Origin of the sequence: Methanococcus voltae (assembly GCF_024807655.1) — an archaeon.
In the GTDB taxonomy this organism is placed as follows: domain Archaea; phylum AGJL01; class Methanococci; order Methanococcales; family Methanococcaceae; genus Methanococcus; species Methanococcus voltae_D.
In genome coordinates, this window is sequence record NZ_JANUCR010000004.1 from 33,712 (window position 1) to 54,439 (window position 20,728).

General features: G+C 28.0%; 18 protein-coding genes. 17 read left to right on the forward strand and 1 reads right to left on the reverse strand.

From position 1 onward, the window contains the following. Window positions 1–47: 47 nt before the first annotated feature. The 10 genes from wecB to J3E06_RS05545 all read left to right on the forward strand — a co-directional run bounded on the left by wecB (window position 48) and on the right by J3E06_RS05545 (window position 11,757). Window positions 48–1,133, forward strand: coding sequence for a non-hydrolyzing UDP-N-acetylglucosamine 2-epimerase (gene wecB, locus J3E06_RS05500; protein WP_013179620.1), 1,086 nt, complete (start codon window positions 48–50; stop codon window positions 1,131–1,133). Between the two features lie 168 nt (window positions 1,134–1,301). Next, window positions 1,302–2,294: a D-glucuronyl C5-epimerase family protein gene (locus J3E06_RS05505; RefSeq protein ID WP_013179621.1), complete on the forward strand. Its 993-nt coding sequence runs from the start codon at window positions 1,302–1,304 to the stop codon at window positions 2,292–2,294. Between the two features lie 45 nt (window positions 2,295–2,339). Next, a complete protein-coding gene (locus J3E06_RS05510; protein WP_013179622.1) occupies window positions 2,340–3,485 on the forward strand; it encodes an N-acetyl sugar amidotransferase in 1,146 nt (381 codons plus the stop codon). Window positions 3,486–3,723: 238 nt separating this feature from the next. Continuing rightward, entirely contained in the window at window positions 3,724–4,419 is a 696-nt protein-coding gene (gene hisH, locus J3E06_RS05515) for an imidazole glycerol phosphate synthase subunit HisH (RefSeq protein ID WP_013179623.1), read from the forward strand. Window positions 4,420–4,543: 124 nt separating this feature from the next. Next, a complete protein-coding gene (locus tag J3E06_RS05520) occupies window positions 4,544–5,299 on the forward strand; it encodes an AglZ/HisF2 family acetamidino modification protein (RefSeq protein ID WP_013179624.1) in 756 nt (251 codons plus the stop codon). 79 nt (window positions 5,300–5,378) lie between these two features. Then, window positions 5,379–6,611, forward strand: coding sequence for a glycosyltransferase (locus tag J3E06_RS05525; RefSeq protein ID WP_052297118.1), 1,233 nt, complete (start codon window positions 5,379–5,381; stop codon window positions 6,609–6,611). Between the two features lie 97 nt (window positions 6,612–6,708). Beyond that, the gene (locus tag J3E06_RS05530; RefSeq protein ID WP_013179626.1) at window positions 6,709–7,755 is read left to right on the forward strand and encodes a radical SAM/SPASM domain-containing protein; all 1,047 of its coding nucleotides are present in this window, start codon (window positions 6,709–6,711) and stop codon (window positions 7,753–7,755) included. A gap of 273 nt (window positions 7,756–8,028) precedes the next feature. Further along, on the forward strand, window positions 8,029–8,985 hold the full coding sequence (locus J3E06_RS05535; protein ID WP_013179627.1) for a radical SAM/SPASM domain-containing protein: 957 nt from the start codon (window positions 8,029–8,031) through the stop codon (window positions 8,983–8,985). 166 nt (window positions 8,986–9,151) lie between these two features. Beyond that, a complete protein-coding gene (locus J3E06_RS05540; RefSeq protein ID WP_259164591.1) occupies window positions 9,152–9,802 on the forward strand; it encodes a class I SAM-dependent methyltransferase in 651 nt (216 codons plus the stop codon). Between the two features lie 134 nt (window positions 9,803–9,936). After that, the gene (locus tag J3E06_RS05545; RefSeq protein WP_013179629.1) at window positions 9,937–11,757 is read left to right on the forward strand and encodes an asparagine synthase-related protein; all 1,821 of its coding nucleotides are present in this window, start codon (window positions 9,937–9,939) and stop codon (window positions 11,755–11,757) included. Window positions 11,758–11,850: 93 nt separating this feature from the next. Here J3E06_RS05545 and J3E06_RS05550 read toward each other — a convergent pair whose 3' ends face one another. Next, window positions 11,851–12,843: an NAD-dependent epimerase/dehydratase family protein gene (locus J3E06_RS05550; protein ID WP_013179630.1), complete on the reverse strand. Its 993-nt coding sequence runs from the start codon at window positions 12,841–12,843 to the stop codon at window positions 11,851–11,853. A 202-nt stretch (window positions 12,844–13,045) separates the two neighbouring features. Between J3E06_RS05550 and J3E06_RS05555 the strand changes: the two genes are divergently transcribed. From J3E06_RS05555 to J3E06_RS05585, 7 genes are all read left to right on the forward strand, one after another. Then, entirely contained in the window at window positions 13,046–13,645 is a 600-nt protein-coding gene (locus tag J3E06_RS05555) for an acyltransferase (RefSeq protein ID WP_013179631.1), read from the forward strand. Between the two features lie 114 nt (window positions 13,646–13,759). Then, window positions 13,760–14,389: a PIG-L deacetylase family protein gene (locus tag J3E06_RS05560; RefSeq protein ID WP_013179632.1), complete on the forward strand. Its 630-nt coding sequence runs from the start codon at window positions 13,760–13,762 to the stop codon at window positions 14,387–14,389. Beyond that, window positions 14,377–15,453: an ATP-grasp domain-containing protein gene (locus J3E06_RS05565; protein WP_013179633.1), complete on the forward strand. Its 1,077-nt coding sequence runs from the start codon at window positions 14,377–14,379 to the stop codon at window positions 15,451–15,453. The genes J3E06_RS05560 and J3E06_RS05565 overlap by 13 nt, the downstream gene beginning before the upstream one ends. Window positions 15,454–15,524: 71 nt before the next feature. Further along, on the forward strand, window positions 15,525–16,184 hold the full coding sequence (locus J3E06_RS05570; protein ID WP_013179634.1) for a PHP domain-containing protein: 660 nt from the start codon (window positions 15,525–15,527) through the stop codon (window positions 16,182–16,184). A gap of 116 nt (window positions 16,185–16,300) precedes the next feature. Beyond that, a complete protein-coding gene (glmU, locus tag J3E06_RS05575) occupies window positions 16,301–17,599 on the forward strand; it encodes a bifunctional sugar-1-phosphate nucleotidylyltransferase/acetyltransferase (RefSeq protein WP_013179635.1) in 1,299 nt (432 codons plus the stop codon). Window positions 17,600–17,926: 327 nt separating this feature from the next. Continuing rightward, window positions 17,927–19,453 carry a tRNA(Ile)(2)-agmatinylcytidine synthase gene (locus J3E06_RS05580; protein ID WP_013179636.1) on the forward strand — a complete coding sequence of 509 codons (1,527 nt, stop codon included), beginning with the start codon at window positions 17,927–17,929 and terminating at the stop codon, window positions 19,451–19,453. A gap of 214 nt (window positions 19,454–19,667) precedes the next feature. Then, window positions 19,668–20,702 (forward strand): DUF1786 domain-containing protein, encoded by a 1,035-nt coding sequence (locus J3E06_RS05585; RefSeq protein WP_013179637.1) that lies wholly within the window; start codon window positions 19,668–19,670, stop codon window positions 20,700–20,702. The last annotated feature ends 26 nt before the right edge of the window (window positions 20,703–20,728 follow it).

Below are 20,728 nucleotides of genomic sequence, written 5' to 3' on the forward strand. Positions count from 1 at the left end.
ATCTATAATTTTAATAATGTTTAAAAATCATAAATATCGGTGAAATTATGAAAATTTTGACAGTAGTCGGTGCAAGACCTCAATTTATTAAGTTAGCCCCCGTTTCAAAAGAATTAAGAAAAAATCACGATGAAATACTTGTGGATACTGGTCAACATTATGATTATGAAATGAATAAGATATTTTTCGAACAGCTAAATATCCCAAAACCAGATTACTATTTGGGCGTAGGTTCTGGTAATCACGGGCATCAAACCGGGGAAATGCTTAAAAAAATAGAAGACGTGTTATTAAATGAAAAACCAGACCTTTTAATCGTTTATGGAGATACAAACTCAACGCTTGCAGGAGCTTTGGCAGCTTCAAAATTACATATAAAAGTAGCCCACATTGAGGCAGGATTAAGAAGTTTTGACAGGAGAATGCCTGAAGAATTGAATAGAATAACAACGGACCATTTAAGCGATTTATTGTTTGTACCTACTAAAACAGGCGTAGACAACTTAAAAGTAGAAGGAGTTTCTAAGGGTGTTTATTTAACTGGCGATGTAATGTACGATGCAGTATTAAATAATTTAGAAATAGCTGAAAATAAAATCGGTGTTTCAAAATTATTTGATGATTTGGGTTTAAAAAATCACGAATGTAAACAGTATATGCTTGCAACTATTCACCGAGCTGAAAATACGAACGATAAAGAAAAATTAACCAATATATTTGAAGCAATGATGGAATCAAATGAGAATATCGTTCTTCCACTTCACCCAAGAACGGAAAAATATTTAAAAGAATATGGGCTCTATGATAAAGTACAAAAATCTAATATAACGATAATTAAACCAGTTGGATATCTTGAAATGCTATTATTGGAGAAATACGCTAAAAAAATACTCACCGATAGCGGAGGGGTTCAGAAAGAAGCTTATTTCGTAGACGTGCCTTGCATAACACTCCGTGAGAATACTGAATGGATTGAAACACTTGAAGACGGTTATAACGTGTTAGTTGGTTCAAATAAGGATGAAATATTGAAGAATATAAAAGAATTTGAAATTAACAAGAATTCTAAAACAAATAGATTTGGAGATGGAAATGCTTCAAAAGTCATTGCAGAAATTATTTCAAGATATTAATTTATTGTTTAATTTATAAAAGTACTATAATGTTATTAATATATTTATATTATTAAATATATTATACTATACTATACTATTATAATTTTATAATTGAATACTTTTTATAACTTTTATAACTTTTATAACTTTTATAAATTTTTTAAAACTAAAATGTGAGTGAATAATATGATAGGACCTTTTCCAAAAATAGTTCCCGAATTAGATTACACAAGTGATAATTTAATCGACGTTTACCATAATTCTTTAAAAAAGAAGGTAGTTTCAAGATTATTCCATAGTTTAATCATTGGTGATGACGGTAGTATATATATGCTAAGTCGAAAAACTGGTGAATTACACTATCAACATTTAGCAAATATGACTTTGGCATTGGTTTGTTATAACGATTATTTAAGAACCAACGATAAAAAATATTTGGAAGGTCTTTACAGGGAATTTAATAAATTAATGGATTGTATAGAGATAAATGAAACTATTGACTCGGATAACAATGTTAAAAAAATAGCAGGCTGGAAATTGGGTTATGGCGTTCATTTAAAAGGTTATCCAGAGCCTAAAAGGTCATTTTCTGCATTATCATTAGGTAGGGCTTTAAATTTAATGATTAGGTATTATCAACTTAAACCATCTGAAGATGTGGAAAATTTAATCGAGTATGTGTTAAATAGCTTTGAAACACTTTCTGATGATGGCGGAGTCTTAAAAGAAGAAAAAAATACTGACGGAACGATAAATACTTGGTATTTGGAATATTCTTACGGAAAAGACTCACCTGTAGTTTACAATGGCTTTTTAAGTGCTTTAATAGGACTTTATGAAACTTCTAAGTATGGTCCAGAAGCTATACGTGAAAAAGCGAAAGTTTTATTTGATAAGGGTTTTAATACCTTATTGAATAACATTGATAATATTGCGTACAATGGAAAACATTTACAATGGTTAAGGTACGATAATAATCTTCTTTTCTTTGCAGATGGTGATTATGTAGATATTAAGTTAAAACAACTTAATTATTTATATGAAAAAACAAATAATCCAAAAATAAAAGAAACAATTGAATTGTGGGAAAAAATTCGAAAAGATAATAAATTTAGAGCAAGTATATTTGAATGGGTAAATTACCTTTATAAAAAAGGTATAATAAATCTTAAATCTTAAACTTTAAACCTTAATTTAGATAATAACTGATGTGGAGATTAAATTATGAATAATGAATATAGAATTTGTAAAAGGTGTGTGATGGATACCACTGACGAAAATATCACATTTGACGAAAATGGGTATTGTAATCATTGTACAAAAGTTTTAAAAAACCTGAATAGCTATCCGTTTAATTTAAATGACCAAGAAAAAGAAACTGAATTAAAAAAACTCGTGGATAAAATAAAAGCAGACGGAAAAGGTAAAAAATACGACTGTATTATTGGCGTAAGTGGTGGTGCAGATAGTACTTATGTGGCTTATCTCGTAAAAAAATTAGGGTTAAGACCATTAGCTGTACACGTAGATAACGGCTGGAATTCCGATTTATCTGTTAAAAACATTGAAAATACATTAAATAAATTGGGCATTGAATTATACACACACGTTTTAGATTGGGACGAATTTAGGGACTTGCAATTATCTTATATAAAGTCATCAACGCCAGATTTGGAAGTACCAACTGACCACGCCATATATGCAGTAATGTTTAAGATAGCCTCAAAGAACAACATTAAATATATATTAAGTGGTTATAATTATAAAACCGAGTCTATTTTACCACCCACTTGGTCAAACGGTGGACACGATTGGAAATATATCAGTTATATCCAAAAAACTTTCGGTACACGGAAATTAAAGAATTATCCTCATCGTTCATTAATTGATATCGGAATTCAAGAGTTCATATTAAAAATTAAGCGGATTAATATATTAGATTACGTAGATTACAATAAAAAAGATGCAACTGAAATTGTAAGCACAGAATTAGGCTGGAAACCTTACCCTGTAAAGCACGGTGAGTCAGTTTATACAAAATTCATTCAATCATATATTTTACCGGTTAAATTCGGTTATGATAAGAGAAAATCGTATATGTCTGCGTTAATATGTTCAGGACAGCTTACAAGGGACGAAGCACTCGAAGAATTGAAAAAAGATATATACACGCCTCAGGAATTGAATGAAACAATTGAATATGTATGTGATAAATTAGAAATTACAAAAGATGATTTTGAAAAATATATGAAATTACCTAATAAAACGTACTTTGATTACCCCTCATACGATACAAATCCCATATTAGTTAAAATGAAGAAAGTATATCATAATTTAAACAATACTAAATACTTTAGATTAGATGAATAATTACTTTTACATTATTTTTTAATCTTTTTAATCTTTTTAATCTTTTTAATATTTTTTTAAATACTAATATTCTATTTTTACCCCGAATCAACAAAATTTACTTTAGTATATTTTTTATAATAGTTTTGTTAAATAAGTTAATAGTTTTAATTTATCAAATAATCTATAAAATGCCATTAAAATAATAAATAATATGAAAGTAATATGAAATTATAGTGCCAAACAATCAAGTGAAATTATGACCGAGATTAGTCAGACTGCCGAGTCAGAAAAGGATATTACAATCGTAAATTACGGGTTAGGAAATTTAAAATCCGTTGCAAACATTATAAAAAAAATGGGCGGAAATCCAACGATTTCATCGAGTAAAGAGGATATAAAAAATGCAAAAAAGCTTATACTACCAGGAGTAGGTGCTTTTGACGAAGGAATGAATAATTTAGAAAAAATGGATTTAATAAATATTCTCGACGAAAAAGTGCTCGACGAAAAAGTGCTTACGTTGGGCATATGCTTGGGAATGCAGTTAATAACAAAAAGAAGTGATGAAGGTCAAAAGGAAGGTTTGGGTTGGATAGATGCAGAAACAGTATCTTTTTCAAAAGCTTTTAATGATAATAATACTAATAATACTAATAATACTAATAATAATAATAATAATAAAAATTTAAAAGTGCCACATATGGGTTGGAATTACGTAAACGTGGAGAAAGAAACACCCTTATATAACAATATGTATGAAAATCCCAGATTTTACTTTGTACACTCATACTATGTAAAATGTAATATTAAAGAGGATATATTAACTACTACAAGTTATGGGATTGATTTTACATCCTCAATAAATAAAAATAACCTTTATGCAACTCAATTTCACCCTGAAAAGAGTCATAAATTTGGTATGAGGTTAATGGAGAATTTTATAAATTTATAATATGAAAATACTACTAAAAAATAAAATAATAAGCTAATACTAAAATAATATTATAAAATATATTAAGCGATATTGAAATCCAAAAATTTGATTCAAAACTCAAAATAACAACATTTGTGATAGTATGAACAATTTAAGACCTCGTATAATACCTACTTTGTTAATGGAAAATAATAGGCTCGTTAAAACTGTAAAATTCAAAAATCCTAATTATATTGGCGACCCTATAAATGCAGTAAAGATATTTAATGATAAAGAGGTCGATGAGTTAATATTTTTAGATATTGGGTGTAGCAAAAAACACACTTCAATAAATTACAATTTGCTCGATAAAATTGCATCTCAAAGTTTTATGCCACTTTGCTACGGGGGCGGTATCAAAACTTTTGAAGAAGCAAGCAAGATTTTTGAGTTGGGTTTTGAAAAGATTTCACTAAACAGCGTTTTATTTGAAAAACCAAGCCTTTTAACTGAACTGTCTCAATCATACGGTTCTCAAAGTATTGTGGCATCTGTAGATGTGAAAAAAAACTTATTTGGTAAGTTAAAAGTATACAACGGTTCAAAAAATAATTCTATAAATGATAAAATCTTAGATTATGTGAAAAACCTTGAAAATTTAGGTGCTGGGGAATTGCTTATTAATTCTGTCGATTTGGAAGGTACTTATAAAGGATATAACTTAAGTTTAATCAATGAATTATCAAACGCACTGACTATACCATTAATAGCACTCGGCGGTGCAAGTAGTACCAAAGATTTTAAGGACGCACTACAAGCAGGGGCTTCAGCGTGTGCCGCAGGTAGTTTATTTGTATATTATGGAGTCAATAAAGCCGTACTTATTAATTATCCTACGGATTTTATAAATGAATTATAATTTATTTTACTTTATTTTAATTCATTATACGTTTAATTTTAATTTTATACTTGCATATATTAACATAGTGAGGGAAACTTTGACAAATTTTAAAGATAAAAATTTACTTGTGATTACTCGATTTTACCCTGATGGCGAAAATTTAATCATTGGCGATAGTTTTGTAAAGGGACAAGTGGACGAATTAGCAAAAAATTTTAATAAAATTTACGTAGTTTCTCCAATCCCCTACGTTCCGGCAGTATCTACTTTAAAAAATTTAAAATTTTTGAGTCCTATTACTAATAAATTAGACATAAAACCAGATTTAAAAAATTACAAATATAAAAATGTCGAAGTTTACTATCCTAAATATTTGCATCTCCCAATATCCAAATTTAGAAATGAAATGGGCGATAACCAATTTAAAGCAATTGATAAATTGTTAAAAAATCAAAATATCAATTTTGACCTAATTCACTCGCAATTTATTTGGGGTTCGGGATATACGGGCTCTAAATTAAAGGAAAAATACAAAAAACCGCTGATAATTACAGGTCATGGTTTTGACGTTTATGATTTACCTTTTAGAAATGATTACTGGAATTCTAAGATTAAAAGTATTTTAGAAAAAGCTGATAAAATAATTACAGTATCTGAAAAAAACGTTGAATTCATATCCAAATTGGGATTTAACGCAGAAATGATTCCAAATGGGTACAATACTTTGTTTAAAAGTTTTGAAAAGTCCCAAATTGAAAAACTCAAAGATAAATTAAAAATTCCGAAAGATGAATATATAATATTAACAGTGGGTAATTTAATAGAAATTAAAAACCAAGAAACACTTATAAAGTCGTTAAAACTCTTTAAAGAAAATCAAACGAAAAATTTTAAATGTTATATTATTGGGGAAGGTCATTTAAAAGAATATTTAATTAATTTGATTAATAAATATGATTTAAACGATAACATAAAACTTTTGGGTAAAATACCACACGATGAAATACCTAATTGGATGAATTGTTGTGATTTGTTTGTTTTACCGAGTTTAAATGAAGGAAATCCCACGGTAATGTTTGAAATTTTGGGCTGTAATAAATATATGATTGGCTCAAATGTTGGAGGAATTCCAAATATATTATACGACGAGAAATATGGGAAAATTTTAAAAAATCCTAAAGATGAAGCCGAATTATTTAATTTAATAAATGAAACATATCTTAATAAAAAATTAATTGATTATATTGAGATTTCAAAATATGCGGATAGTTTTTCTTGGGAAACAATATGTGGAAAAATATTAAAAGAATATGCTGATGTAATAAACTAAAATAAAATAATAGCTTAATAAATTAATTAATAATAAAATACATAATTAAAAATTAAAAATTAAAATAATATATTGAATATATTTGTTGGTGTATTAAATGTCTAAATTAAAGTCAAAATTAAAAACAATGCTTTCACTATTCTGTTTTAACTTTAGAATTTCAAAGCTTCCGTATATGCCAAAAGTAGCTATAGTAGAGCTTACAAACGACTGCAATTATCGATGTAAATTTTGTCCTATGAATTCAGAAAATGAAACAATTAGGCGAAAAGTTGTGCGTGAGAAAACCTATATGTCTTTTGAAGATTTTAAGGATATTGTGGATAAATACGGTCATTTAATAGATGATTTAGGTCTTGCAAGTCATGGAGAATCACTTTTGCATCCAGAATTTGAAAAATTCGTTAAATACTTATGTGAAAAAGGAATCGATTGGAATATAACTACAAATGGCTCATTATTGGATGAGAAAATGGCGAAAACCTTTATAAAGTATCCTCCAACACAGATAATATTAAGTCTTTATAGTTTAAACTCTGAAAGATATGAAAAATTATGTGTAAATGGTAAATTGGAAGTAGTTTTAAAAAATATCAATTATTTCTTAGAAAATAGGGATAAAAAAACAAAAGTAGTAATCAGAACAATAAATATGCCCCAATTACAGGGCGAAATTGAAAAATTCAAGAGTTATTTTGATAAATATGACAATATCGAGTACCTTTTTGGTGTACTAAACACCTGGGCTGGTAGAGTAGATATTTCGAAGTACGATTCAAATTTAAAAAATCATAAAATTTCAAATGAAAATAATTACTGTTTACAGCCTTGGCAACACGTAATTATAAATTCCGATACCGGTGTTTATTTGTGTAATAACGATGATGACACGCCAATGGGTTATTTGAATAAAACAGACCTTAAAAAAATCTGGAATTCCAAAGAATACATTCAAGTACGTAAAAATATATTAAATGGAAGGTTAACAGACAACAATCAATGTAGAGAATGCGATACTTATATACCAACCGCAAAATGTGAAGCACCTTCTCCATTATTTATGATTAACCGTAGTTTTTTAAGACGAGTTGCTACATTTGTAGGCCTTAAAAAGAATCACGACTGGACTACAGATAAAAAATAATGCGTTATATGCTTTAATATCCTCCCCTCTATCATTTATATATTTTAACTACAAAATACTGAATTAATGAATATATCTTAACTAATTGATATAAAATATAAAAAAATATAATCTATATAAAAATATACTTTCAATATTGATTAAATGTTAGTTTAAGCAATATTAATTTAAGCAATATTAATTTAATCAATATTGATGTAATTTAATGTAATTTAATGTAATTTTATTGTTAATAATGTTAATTTTTATAATTTATTGAGTGATACTGTGAGTATGGGAACTTTAATCCGAAAAATATACAATCGAAAAGTAGATTTAACACTGGGAAAATGTGCATACGATGTCTTATTGCCTGTACTAAATAATAAAAAGCCCAAAAAACCGCTATTCATAAAAATCGAAACTGTAAATTATTGTAATTCGCAGTGTAAATATTGCCCTCATCCTACGATGACTCGTGAAAAAGGATTAATCGACGACGAATTATTTAAAAAAGTTGTAAAAGAGCTTGTAAACTGGGGAGTTAAGGCAGTACACTTAACTAACTTTGGAGAAACCCTCCTCGACCCAAAAATCGCCGAAAGAATTGATTATATTAAGGAATTGGATGATGAAATATATATTACAATAATTTCAAACGGTTTTGCACTTTCTGATAAAAATATCGATAAGTTATTAAATTCGAAATTGGACGAATTACAAATTTCTTTCGATGGATTTTCAAAAGAACATTATGAATTTTACAGAACTCCTTTCAAATATGAAAATATTAAAGAAAAGATAATTAAAACAGTTTCTGAGCGAAATAAAAGAAATTCAAAAATGGTTATCAAATTAAATACAATTTATGACCCTGAGGAAATATCTGAACAGAAATTAAAAGAATTTACGGACAGTTGGAATTCTGTAAATGGAATAAATATTCAAAAATTACATAATTGGTCATCTGAAGAAGCTAACAACAATGTAAATGGTTGCATAGACGTTTATCAATATATGACTATTTTAAGAAATGGTGATGTAGTACCTTGTTGTTTGGATTTTGATGGCAAAATAAAACTTGGAAATTGTAATGAAAACACTATACAAGAGATATGGGAAAATAAGAAGTATAAAAACTTTAGAAATTTAGTATCTAAAGATATAAAGAGTATTGACCTCTGTAAAAATTGTATGATGGCAAAGAATAAAGAAAGACCTTATTATGCCCTTATTCAGTGCAGGCTTTAAAATTACAACCACAAAAATCAATTTACTTAATAATTACTAATTATTACTTAATAATTATGTATCAATAATAAGTATCAATAATAAGTATCAATAATAAGTATCAATAATTAATAATTACATTAAATTTTCAATTATTTTTAAGGAATTATATTTTATCGGTGAATTTATGGCAAATGATTTAATATCAAAGTATAAACACGATTATTTAATAAATGCGTGCAAGGGTAAAAAGGTATTGCATATCGGAGCAAGTGATTACCCTTACCACGAAGAAAGAGTAAAAAAAGGTACATTACTTCACCAAAAATTGAATAAAGTTGCGGAAGTAATTGGTTTAGATATAAGTAGAGATGCCATACAAATATTACGTGAAAATGATGTAAATAACGTTTATTACGGCGATATTGTAGAAAATGAATACGATGAACACATTATTATTCAGAAATTCGATATAATCGTATTCCCTGACGTGATAGAACATTTATCTAAGCCTGGGCAAGCTCTTGAAAACTTAACTCAATTTTGTAATCCCAACACAAGAATAATAATAACTGCACCAAATGCTTGGTCGATTTTGGAGTTAAAAAACCATTTTAAGAACGAAGAAAGCGTTCACCCAGACCATTGTTTTTGGACTTCTGCAAAGACACTTACGAAATTATGCGAGTTTTCTGGCTACAATGTTAAAAAAATTACATATACTAATTCGGGAGCAAGTACTGATAAATTAACTTTTAAAGGAAAACTGTTCAGAAATATTGTAGATAACTTCCCACATATGCGAAATGTTTTAATTTTGGAAATAAGTCCTAAATAATTAAGAATAAGGATAATAATAATAATAATAATAATAATAATACTAATAATTAATAATTAATAATACTAATAATTAATAATTAATAATTAATTTATTATTTGGTGATTTAGCAATTTAGCGAATTTGGTGATTTTATGCCCGAATTATATCTTGAATATTACAAAAATAAAAGCTTAAAAAACTTAAAAAGCGTAAAAACAGATGAATTTAAAAAATATACTCCCAATTTTAAATTTTACGTCCCACATAATTCTTTTGAAGAAATTACGGAAGATTATTCTATATTTTTCTATGATTTTGATTGGAAAGTTGATTCTGTAATTAAAAATAACATAAATACAAATAAACCTAACAGTAGCGATATTAAAAACCCGACACAGATTTCAATTTTAAATGGCGAAATATTACCTGCGGAAAAACGTTTTAATCCAGAAGATACGGAGAATATTGATTATGGGGCGTTCAATATAGTTAATATTGATAAAAATCAAAATTCTATAACTATTTACAATGATATCTTTGCAATGTTGCCAATGTATTATTATCAAGACGAGGATATTTTTATAATCGCAACAAAGATGAAACCAATTTTAGAACGTTTAAAAGCTATTGATAAGACATTAATCGAAGATAATACTGGAAAATATTTATCTGCATCTTGTGGTTATTTTATTGGCGATTATACGTTTTTTAAGGAAATAAAATATTTAAAACAAGGTAGAAAAATAACAATTGACTTAAAATCTAAGGAAATATCTTTTTCAAGGTATTACACTTATGATTATACAAAAAAATATAAAAAAGAGTCAATGACTGAAGAAAAATTCGCTGAATTATTTGATATATTTGACGATTCTCAAAAAACTCTATTAAGTAATTATTCAAAGAATACCGGACTTATGATTTCTGGCGGTTTAGATTCAAGATATATACTCGCACAAATGCATAAATTAACTATAAAACCATTTCTATTAAATATGGGTCATGAAAACAGTGCTGAAACAAAATTGGCAATTAAAATAGCAAATTTGTCAAATAATACTAATAATTTAACGATTAATGAATTAACCGAAGATAATATCATCAAAAATGCAGAAGAATATTATAATATCAATGAAGGATTTGAAAATTTTGAATGCGATTATTTGTTAGATTTTAAAGATTGGGCGGTAAATAACAATGTACGTTATTTGTATAATGGTTATGCTGGTGATGCAGTACTTGGCGGAACTTTTTATACAAGGCGTAATTTTGATATTAAAAGTATATTTGACCAAATAGTATTTCTGAAAGATTTAATTGGGGAGATAAATACAAAAGAGGATTGTATAAATTTAATTTTAAAAAATTTGGGAATTAGTAAAGAAAAAATTTTAAAGGAAAAATACAAAGATTTTAAAGAAATAAACTTAAGAAAAATCGTTGAAAATGAAATAAATAATATTATGGATGAAATAACTTATGAAAATTATTTGGATGTATATCTTCATTTTCAATATTTAACACGTGTTTATAGGCACGTTTTAAACGGATGTTTGGCAACGAGAAGCTTTTCAGAATTTATACACCCATTCTTTGCATACAGAATGTTTGAAACAGCCCTAAAGGTTGATGATAGTCTAAAGACACAACACCATATGTATAAGAAATATTTAATTGATAGATTCCCAAAATACGCAGGGATAAACAAATCCGGTTGGGGTGTTGATTGCTACAAGTCTGCAAAAGTTTGTAAATTTGGTGAGTATTACGAAGCTTTTAAAAATAAAATGATTAATTTGGCCAATAATAAACTTGAAAAGCCTTTAATAAAGATGGATACTTATTATGACGCTACATATTGGTATTATGATTCCGAAGAGTTTAGAAAATTCTTAGAATATGATTTGCAAAATGGATTTATGAATAAACATATCAATTATATTGAAAAATATTACAACATCAAATACAAATAAACTAATAAAATAAATATAAACTAATAAAATAAATATAAAAATAAATCAAAGTAAATATAAAATAAAAAAAGAGAAATAAAAATAATCATATTTCTATTTTTTAAAACTTTCTACAGTATTTTTAAGACCTTCTTTTAAGGTAATAGATGGATTCCAACCTAAACTTTTGATTTTATCAATATTTACGTAGCTATCTATTATATCGCCTTCTCGTTCAGAACAGTATTCTGGAGAGTCTCCGTATTCCAAAATATTGGAAATAATTGCGTATAATTCATTAATGGTGGTTTTAGAGCCCGTACCTACATTAAGAATCTGATTTTTCCAATTAACAGCCATTAAATTTGCTTTTGCAACGTCTTTAACATTTACAAAGTCTCTGGTCTGTTCACCATTGCCATATATCTTGGAAATCTTGTTGTTTAGCATATTGTCTATAAATATGCTAATTACCCCAGCTTCGCCATAAGGGTCTTGTCTTTCTCCATAGACATTAGCGTATCGTAATATTGTATAATCAATCCCGTAAAGTTCGCTATAAAGCTTAATATATTCTTCCCCAGTTATTTTGCTTAATCCATAGGGCGATAGTGCTTTTAATGGATGATTTTCATCTATTGGTAAATATTGTGGATTTCCGTAAATTGCACAGGAAGATGAAAATACTATTTTATTAACATCATTTTTTCGCATTGCTTCCAATAAGTTTAAAATACCAATAATATTTATATTGGCGTCGTTTAATGGATTTTTAAGTGAATTACTTACGCTAATTTGGGCAGCAGTATGAAAAACAGTACTATATTCTTTTTCAGAAAATATTTTATCTAAATTTTCATCTAATATGCTGTTTTTTATGAAATTTACTTTTGAATTGCGTTTATCATTACAATTGTTATCATTATTATCCTTATTATCCTTATTATCCTTATTACTATTATTATTGCTTAATTTTTCCAAATCTTTTAAATTATTTATATTTCCAGAGCTTAAATTATCCAAAATTGATATATCACATTCGGGGCAATTTTTGAGTATTTCCTCGACAATATGGCTACCAATAAATCCTGCACCACCTGTTATCATTACCAATTTATCCACCAATCAAAATTAATAAATTAATTATATTTGTAATTAGAATATTTATTTAGTATTTATAATATAAAAGATTATATAAATAATTTTATAATAATTTTATAATAATGTATAATGAGTTTACAATAACATTATATCCAATAATTGGAGATATACATTTATTGTTTTAAAATACCATTGCAGGGGGAGTAATATGATTCATGAGACCGCAATTGTGGAAGAAGGCGCAAAAATAGGTGAAAATACAAATATTTGGCATTTTTGCCACGTTAGAAGAGATAGTGAAATTGGGGATAACTGCAACGTTGGAAAAGGCTGTTATATCGACGTAAATGTAAAAATAGGCAACGGTGTAAAGGTTCAAAATGGTATAAGTATTTATCAAGGTGTAGAAATTGAAGATAACGTTTTTTTAGGGCCACATATGGTATTTACAAATGATTTATACCCAAGAGCGTTTAATAATGACTGGAAAATCGAAAAAACACTCGTAAAAGAAGGGGCAAGTATCGGGGCAAATGCAACAATTATATGCAACAATACAATCGGTAAATATGCAATGGTCGGCTCAGGCAGTGTAATAACAAAAGATGTCCCAGATTATGCTTTAGTTGTCGGAAATCCTGCTAAATTAGTGGGTTTTGCATGTAAATGTGGTTTAAAGTTAGATTTAAATAATATTGTGGAAGAAACCACGGATTATGTTGCTGTAAATTGTGATACTTGCGGAGAAACTGTTTTGATTGATAAATTAGATTTTGAATTGTTTAATTCCAATAATATCCAAGAATAATTAAAATTATATGATAATATTTTTATATCTTTTAAATATAATAAATTATATGATGTATACAATTTATAACGTAATATAATATACGAACATAAAATATGGAACTTGGGTGTATTTATGAATGTTTTATTTTTATCGCCACATACTGATGATGTAGAATTGGGGGCAGGCGGAACTCTTTTAAAATTCCTTGAAAAGGGATACAATGTTAAATGGATGGTTTTTTCAACGTCTGAGGACAGTGTACCTGAAGGTCAACCAAAGGATATGCTTCAAAATGAATTTGAAGACGTTGCAAAAAGCATAGGCTTAAAAGAAAGTCAATATGTGATTAATCACTTTAAAGTCAGAAGATTAAATGAGCATAGACAAGAAGTACTCGATGAGTTAATCAAAATGAGAAAAGATTTTAATCCTGACCTTATAGTGGGCCCTTCATTAAATGACCACCATCAAGACCACCAGGTAGTTGCAAATGAGATGATACGAGCTTTTAAGACAACTGCTTCAATAATAAGTTATGAATTACCTTGGAATCACGTTAAATTTAATACTCAACTGTTTGTAGGGCTTACAGAAAATCAAGTGAATCAGAAAATAGAACTTCTAAAAAATTATAAAAGTCAACTGATTTTAAATAGGAGTTATTTTGCAGATGAGTTTATCAAAGGATGGGCAAGAACGAGAGGAATTCAAACTAAATACGATTATGCAGAGGCTTTTGAGGTGGTAAGATGGATGATTTAAACGTATTAATTACTGGTGCAGGAGCTCCGGGGATTGCAGGGAGTCTTTACTCATTAAGAAACAATTATGATAATAGGAAGTTGAATATTATCGGTACTGACGTTAAAGAAGACACTATCGGGAAATATTTATGCGATAAAACCTTAAAAGTGCCCTATCCACAAGATGAAACAGAGTTTATAAATGAATTAATAGATATTTGCAAAAAAGAAGAAATTGATGTAATTTTACCGCAAGTGACAAATGAATTGTTGCCTTTATCTAAAAATAAAAAATTATTCAATGAATTAGAAGATAATAAAAACGGAACGAAAATCGCAATTTCCAGCGAAAAATCAATAAAATTTGCAAATGATAAATTTGAATTGATAAAAACGTGTAAGAAGCTCGATATCCCATATCCAGAATGTTATCTCGTTAAAACGTGGGATGAGTTAGAAAAAGCAGCCGAAAAATTAGAATTTCCATTTATTGTAAAACCGCCCGTATCTAATGGTATGAGAGGTTTTAGAGTTATTCACAAAGAATTTGACCAGAAAAAAGCTTTTTACAACGAAAAGCCAAATAATGTAAATATTACGATTGCTCAACTTTATGATATAATCGGCGATGAGTTCCCTGAATTGATAGCAACCGAATATTTGCCAAATGAAGAATATACAATCGATATTTTTTCAGGTACTTCAAATAATGAGTATTTTGAAACGATTATCCCGAGAAAACGGGATTTAATACGTTCAGGAATTACATTTAATGGGACTGTTGAAAAAAATAATGATTTGATAGAATACTCTCAAAAGCTTATAAAAGAGTTAAACTTAGAATATTGCACAGGATTACAGTTTAAATTAGACAAAGACAACGTTCCAAAGATATTAGAGAGTAATCCACGAATTCAAGGTACTATGGTAATGTCGACACTTGCAAACGCAAATATCATTTACAGCTCTATAAAGATGGCTTTAGATGAAAAAATACCAAGTTTTGATGTCCAATGGAATACGAAATTTTATAGATATTGGGGCGGAATCGGTGTAAATGATTTAGGTGAGTTTAAATTATAAATTAATTATAAACTAATTATAAACTAATTATAAAATAATAATAATAATAATAATAATAATTTGGTTATATTATGAAAATTTGGGAAAAATACGAAGATTACCTCTTAACAGGAGAGTGGCACGTGCATACGAATTATACTGACGGAAAAAATACGGTTAAAGATTTGTGCGAAAAAGCAACTACTCTTAATATTCCGTTGATTGCATTCACTGAACACGTTCGAAAAAATCTTAATTATGATTTTAACGACTTTTTGACTGACATAGATACTTGTAAGAATGAATTTCCTGATTTGATAATATTAAGTGGTTTAGAAGCAAAGGTATTGCCAGATGGGACTCTTGACGTGTTAGATGATATATTAAATACTGTGGATTATCCTATTTTTGCATATCACGGTTTTCCAAAAGATATTACTACATATCTTGAAACATTGAATGGTATTGTTTCAAAATCTAAATTTGCAAAGAGATTAAACACTTGGGCACATCCTGGTTTATTTTTCCAAAAAAATCCTAATTTGTTAAATGAATTAGATGAAGATATTTTAAAAGAAATTTTTATTACGATGAAGAAAAATAAAATATTACTTGAAATAAATTCAAAATATAATTTGCCTTATCAAAATTGGATTAATTTAGCAAAAAATGAAGATATATCTTTAAATTTTGTAAAAGGCAGTGATATACACGATTTAAATAATTTAAACAATGAAAAATTACAGATATAATTTTTAATGTATCATAACTGTAAAGTGAAATTATGATTAAAAAGGGAAATGACAACACCAATAATATCAATAATGATAATAATGCTAAAAATACTAACAATGCTAAAACATCTAAATTGGATGCTTTAATATTATGTGCAGGTAAAGGAACTCGTTTAAGACCTTTAACGGACAATACGCCTAAACCAATGATACCAATAGCTGGAAAACCTATAGTTGTGCATTTGGTTGATAAAATAAAGGATAGTGTAAACAATATTTATATACTCGTTGGTTATCAAAAAGAAGCAATAATTAATTATTTTACATCAAATGAGGAATATTATAACTACAATATTCAGTTTATTGAGCAAATTAAACAGCTTGGGACGGGACACGCTGTTTTAATGTTAAAAGAATATTTGGAAAGTAATAATGCTTTGGAAGATTTAAATGATTTTTTAGTGATAAATGGGGACATAGTATTTGAAGATAATCTCAATGACTTTATAAATGAAGATATCGATGATTCTAAAAACTATATGGGTGCTTTAAGAGTTCCTAATCCTGAAAATTTTGGAGTAATACTCACCGATAATGATAATAATATCTTAAAAATCGTAGAAAAACCTTCAAAAGAGGAATTGCCTTCTTTGAACTCTAATTTAGTTAATGCGGGGATATATAGATTTAAAAAAGATATATTCGATATTTTGAAAGATTTAAAGCCTTCTCTTAGAAATGAAATAGAACTACCTGACGCAATCGATGAACTAATATTATCCCATAAAATAAAAGCAATAACCATAAATGGTTATTGGGATGACATTGGACGACCTTGGGATATTTTAAAGGCAAACAAGGAGCTTTTAAATAATATAAAGCCCGATATTAGGGGAGAAATTCAAGAAAACGTCGTAATTAGGGGCAATGTAATAATAGAAAAAGGTGCCATAATACGACCAAATACTGTAATTGAAGGACCCGCAATTATAAAAAAAGGTGCAGATATCGGTCCTTTGGCACATATTAGACCATATACAATACTTATGGAAAATACTCACGCAGGAAACTCCTCTGAAATTAAAAATTCGCTTATAATGGAAGGTAGTAAGATTCCACATTTATCCTATGTGGGCGATAGTATCGTCGGCAAAAATTGTAATTTTGGATGTAATACCATCACTGCAAATTTGCGATTTGATGACAAACCTCCGAAAGTCATTATAAAAGGAGTTCCGACACCAAGTACTCGCAAGATGGGGGTTATAATGGGTGATAATGTAAAAACCGGCATACAAGTTTCATTTATGCCCGGGGTAAAAGTCGGAAGTAATTCGTGGATAGGTGCAAATACAATAGTTGATAAAGATATCGAGAATAATACGATTGCATTTAAAAAACAAGAAATTGAAATTATAAAAAAGAAAATATAAAAAAGAAAAAATAATTAATTTAAACTGAATTTTATTTTTATTTTTATTTAGTTAGGATGAATATAATATAAATATATATAATAGAAATTTAATATTATCATATCGAATTATTATATTTTGTATTACGATTTATTAAATGACGTATTTATATTTTATATTTTAGATTTTAGATATTAGATATCTTTGATAATTTTTAGTGAATGATGTATTATAATTTACTTCAATATAATATGGTATTGTACAGGTCATTAAAACAAAATAAAAATGGGAATAATATTAAAAAATACTAAAAATAATATGTCTGATAAAATATTACGTGGTGATTTAATGTATATTGGAATTGACGACACGGATAGTAGGGAAAAGTACTGTACTACATATGTGGGTACTTTAATCGTAGAGGAACTACTTAAATTAGGTTATATACTTGAAGAACCTCGTTTAATAAGAATGAACCCTATGGTGAAGTATAAAACCCGGGGAAATGGTGGAGTTTGCCTTAAAATTGTTGGAAAAATTGGGGCAGAAGATACTAAAAAAAATAATTCTAATAAAAATAATTCTAATAATGGTACTCCCAAAAATATAGAATATGACTATAAACAAGCACTCGAAGATTTTAACAGAGGCAATATTGATTATGAAGCTCTTTCAAAAGAATCCAATTGTAAATCAAGCTTGAAATCACACATTAAATCACTTAAATCACTTAAGTCATATAGGACGACACTAAATCCTGAAATCACTGAAGAAAGTTATAAATTATCAAAATCTGAATATTTAGAAGTAAAAACAATTGTATCAAGTATTGTGGAAAAATACACTGATTTTGACTGTTCCACAACTAATCCCGGAATTGTTTTAATAAATTCAAGGTTAACAAGGCAAAAAAAGGCAATATTAAAAAATTATTATAACAGTGTTTTAACCGAAATTGTAAGTTTAGATGAAGCTGAAGCTATCATTAAAAAAGTGGGTGCAGAATATATAAAATATAAAAAAGGACTCGGTATAATCGGTTCTTTAGGTGCAATCTCCTCCTATTTCTCAGAAAATCAAACTTACACATATGAACTTTTGGCATACCGAGAAAATGATAAATGGGGTACTGAACGATATGTAATCGACAGTTCGGTAGTGGAAATGGATAAAATGACTTATCCATATACTTTTAATAATGTGGACAATAATAAAAATATAATTGCTCCAAATACAAAATGTCCGGTTTTGTATGGCATAAGGGGAGTTTCAAAAGAAATACTTTTTAATGCAAAAGAGATTGTGGAATCTGAAAATATTGATAAATATATGATATATCGGACAAATCAGGGAACTGACCACCATTTAAGGATAATGAATATTGCAGACGCAAGGGAAAATACGGGAGCAATCTTATCGGGATACATTAGTGAGGAATTCACCGAAATAACCGGCGGACACGTGTTAATTGAACTAACGGATAGTACTGGTAGTATAAACTGTATTGCATATGAGCCAACTAAAAAATTTAGGCACATCATAAGAGAATTGGCAATCGGTGATTTAATAACTGTTTATGGCACAATTAGGGAAGAACCTTATCAGTTAAATATTGAAAAAATAAACGTTGTAAAATTGAATAATCTCTATGAAAAAGTTAAAAAGTGTGAATGTGGCGGTACTCTAAAATCTAAGGGCGTATCAAGCGGTTATAAATGTAATAAATGTGGTAAGCGTTTAAAATATGATGAAATTCCAAAAATACAAATTGTTAGAAATTTAAGAGAAGGATTTTACGAAGTGCCACCTTCTGCAAGACGTCATTTAAGTATGCCTTTAAGTTTAATTAATTATTTGCCAAATAACTTAAGATAATACTTTAAATCAAAAATTACGATAATAACTTAAAATAATTACTATTTTTTAATTTTTGTAATATTAATTAATTACAGAACATCATATTTTTTATAGGGTAAATAATATAATTAAAATGTTTTAAAAATACTTTAAAATTTGTATACTTTGTATAATTTATAAAAGTTTATATAATTTTATTGATTGTATGAAGTAATTAATTAGGAGTGAGATTATGAATGTTTTTTGCATAGATATCGGAAATGGTACTCAGGATATATTATACTACAACGATGAAAAGAACATCGAAAACGCCGTAAAATTAATATTGCCATCTCCTACTCAAATACTTGGTAGTAAAATATCTAAACTAAAGGAAAACTTAAGAATTGATGGTGAAATAATGGGTGGCGGTGCTGTAAGTTTTCAAATATTAAAAAAAATTAAACAGGGTTATACTGTAGAAATTTCCGAAAGGTGCGCAAGGACGATAAGGGATGATTTAGACCAAGTTAGGCAAAAAGGAGTTATTATAAAGGATAATATTGAAAATCCAAATGTTATATTGAAAGACTTAGATTTTAGCACCTATAAAAACATTTTTAGTACTTTAAATATGGATTTTGACCCTGATTACGTATGTGTAGCTTGTCAAGACCACGGTTTTGTAAAAGGTCAAAGTGATAGAATTACTCGCTTTAAATATTTTAAGGAAAAACTTTCAGAAACGAGAAATCCATATGATTTTTATTTTGAAAATTCGAAAACTGGGTATTTTACAAGATTTAATGCCATATTAAGTTCTTTAGAATCAGAAAACGAAAATTACAAGGGTTTTGTAATGGACAGTAAAATAGCATCAGTTTGTGGGATTATGAACTATGCAAATGAACAAAAAATAAATGAATATATCGGTTTAGATATCGGAAATGGTCATACTTTAGGAGTTTCGATTAAAAATAATCTTATTTACGGGTTATACGAACACCATACTCGTTTATTGACTACAGAAAAGTTATTGGATTACAACGAAAAGCTTAAAAACTGTACTCTAACAACTGAAGAGATATACAATGACGAAGGTCATGGAGCTTGTTCTTTAGAATCTCTAAATACAAATTTGACCAAAACTTATATTGCAGGACCTAACCGACGTATATTCAAAGATTATGGTGAATACGCCTATTCTGGTGGTGATGTAATGATTACTGGCTGTGTGGGTCTATTAGATACTTTAAATTATAAATTAAATAAAAAAACAGTATATTAATTTAAAATAACTTTTATTTTTTATTA

Excerpts from the sequence above, each read along its gene's own strand:
- wecB (WP_013179620.1), top strand. The coding sequence starts at position 48 with ATGAAAATTTTGACAGTAGTCGGTGCAAGACCTCAATTTATTAAGTTA.
- J3E06_RS05505 (WP_013179621.1), top strand. The coding sequence starts at position 1,302 with ATGATAGGACCTTTTCCAAAAATAGTTCCCGAATTAGATTACACAAGT.
- J3E06_RS05510 (WP_013179622.1), top strand. The coding sequence starts at position 2,340 with ATGAATAATGAATATAGAATTTGTAAAAGGTGTGTGATGGATACCACT.
- hisH (WP_013179623.1), top strand. The coding sequence starts at position 3,724 with ATGACCGAGATTAGTCAGACTGCCGAGTCAGAAAAGGATATTACAATC.
- J3E06_RS05520 (WP_013179624.1), top strand. The coding sequence starts at position 4,544 with ATGAACAATTTAAGACCTCGTATAATACCTACTTTGTTAATGGAAAAT.
- J3E06_RS05530 (WP_013179626.1), top strand. The coding sequence starts at position 6,709 with ATGTCTAAATTAAAGTCAAAATTAAAAACAATGCTTTCACTATTCTGT.
- J3E06_RS05535 (WP_013179627.1), top strand. The coding sequence starts at position 8,029 with ATGGGAACTTTAATCCGAAAAATATACAATCGAAAAGTAGATTTAACA.
- J3E06_RS05540 (WP_259164591.1), top strand. The coding sequence starts at position 9,152 with ATGGCAAATGATTTAATATCAAAGTATAAACACGATTATTTAATAAAT.
- J3E06_RS05545 (WP_013179629.1), top strand. The coding sequence starts at position 9,937 with ATGCCCGAATTATATCTTGAATATTACAAAAATAAAAGCTTAAAAAAC.
- J3E06_RS05550 (WP_013179630.1), bottom strand. The coding sequence starts at position 12,843 with ATGATAACAGGTGGTGCAGGATTTATTGGTAGCCATATTGTCGAGGAA.
- J3E06_RS05555 (WP_013179631.1), top strand. The coding sequence starts at position 13,046 with ATGATTCATGAGACCGCAATTGTGGAAGAAGGCGCAAAAATAGGTGAA.
- J3E06_RS05560 (WP_013179632.1), top strand. The coding sequence starts at position 13,760 with ATGAATGTTTTATTTTTATCGCCACATACTGATGATGTAGAATTGGGG.
- J3E06_RS05565 (WP_013179633.1), top strand. The coding sequence starts at position 14,377 with ATGGATGATTTAAACGTATTAATTACTGGTGCAGGAGCTCCGGGGATT.
- J3E06_RS05570 (WP_013179634.1), top strand. The coding sequence starts at position 15,525 with ATGAAAATTTGGGAAAAATACGAAGATTACCTCTTAACAGGAGAGTGG.
- J3E06_RS05580 (WP_013179636.1), top strand. The coding sequence starts at position 17,927 with ATGTATATTGGAATTGACGACACGGATAGTAGGGAAAAGTACTGTACT.
- J3E06_RS05585 (WP_013179637.1), top strand. The coding sequence starts at position 19,668 with ATGAATGTTTTTTGCATAGATATCGGAAATGGTACTCAGGATATATTA.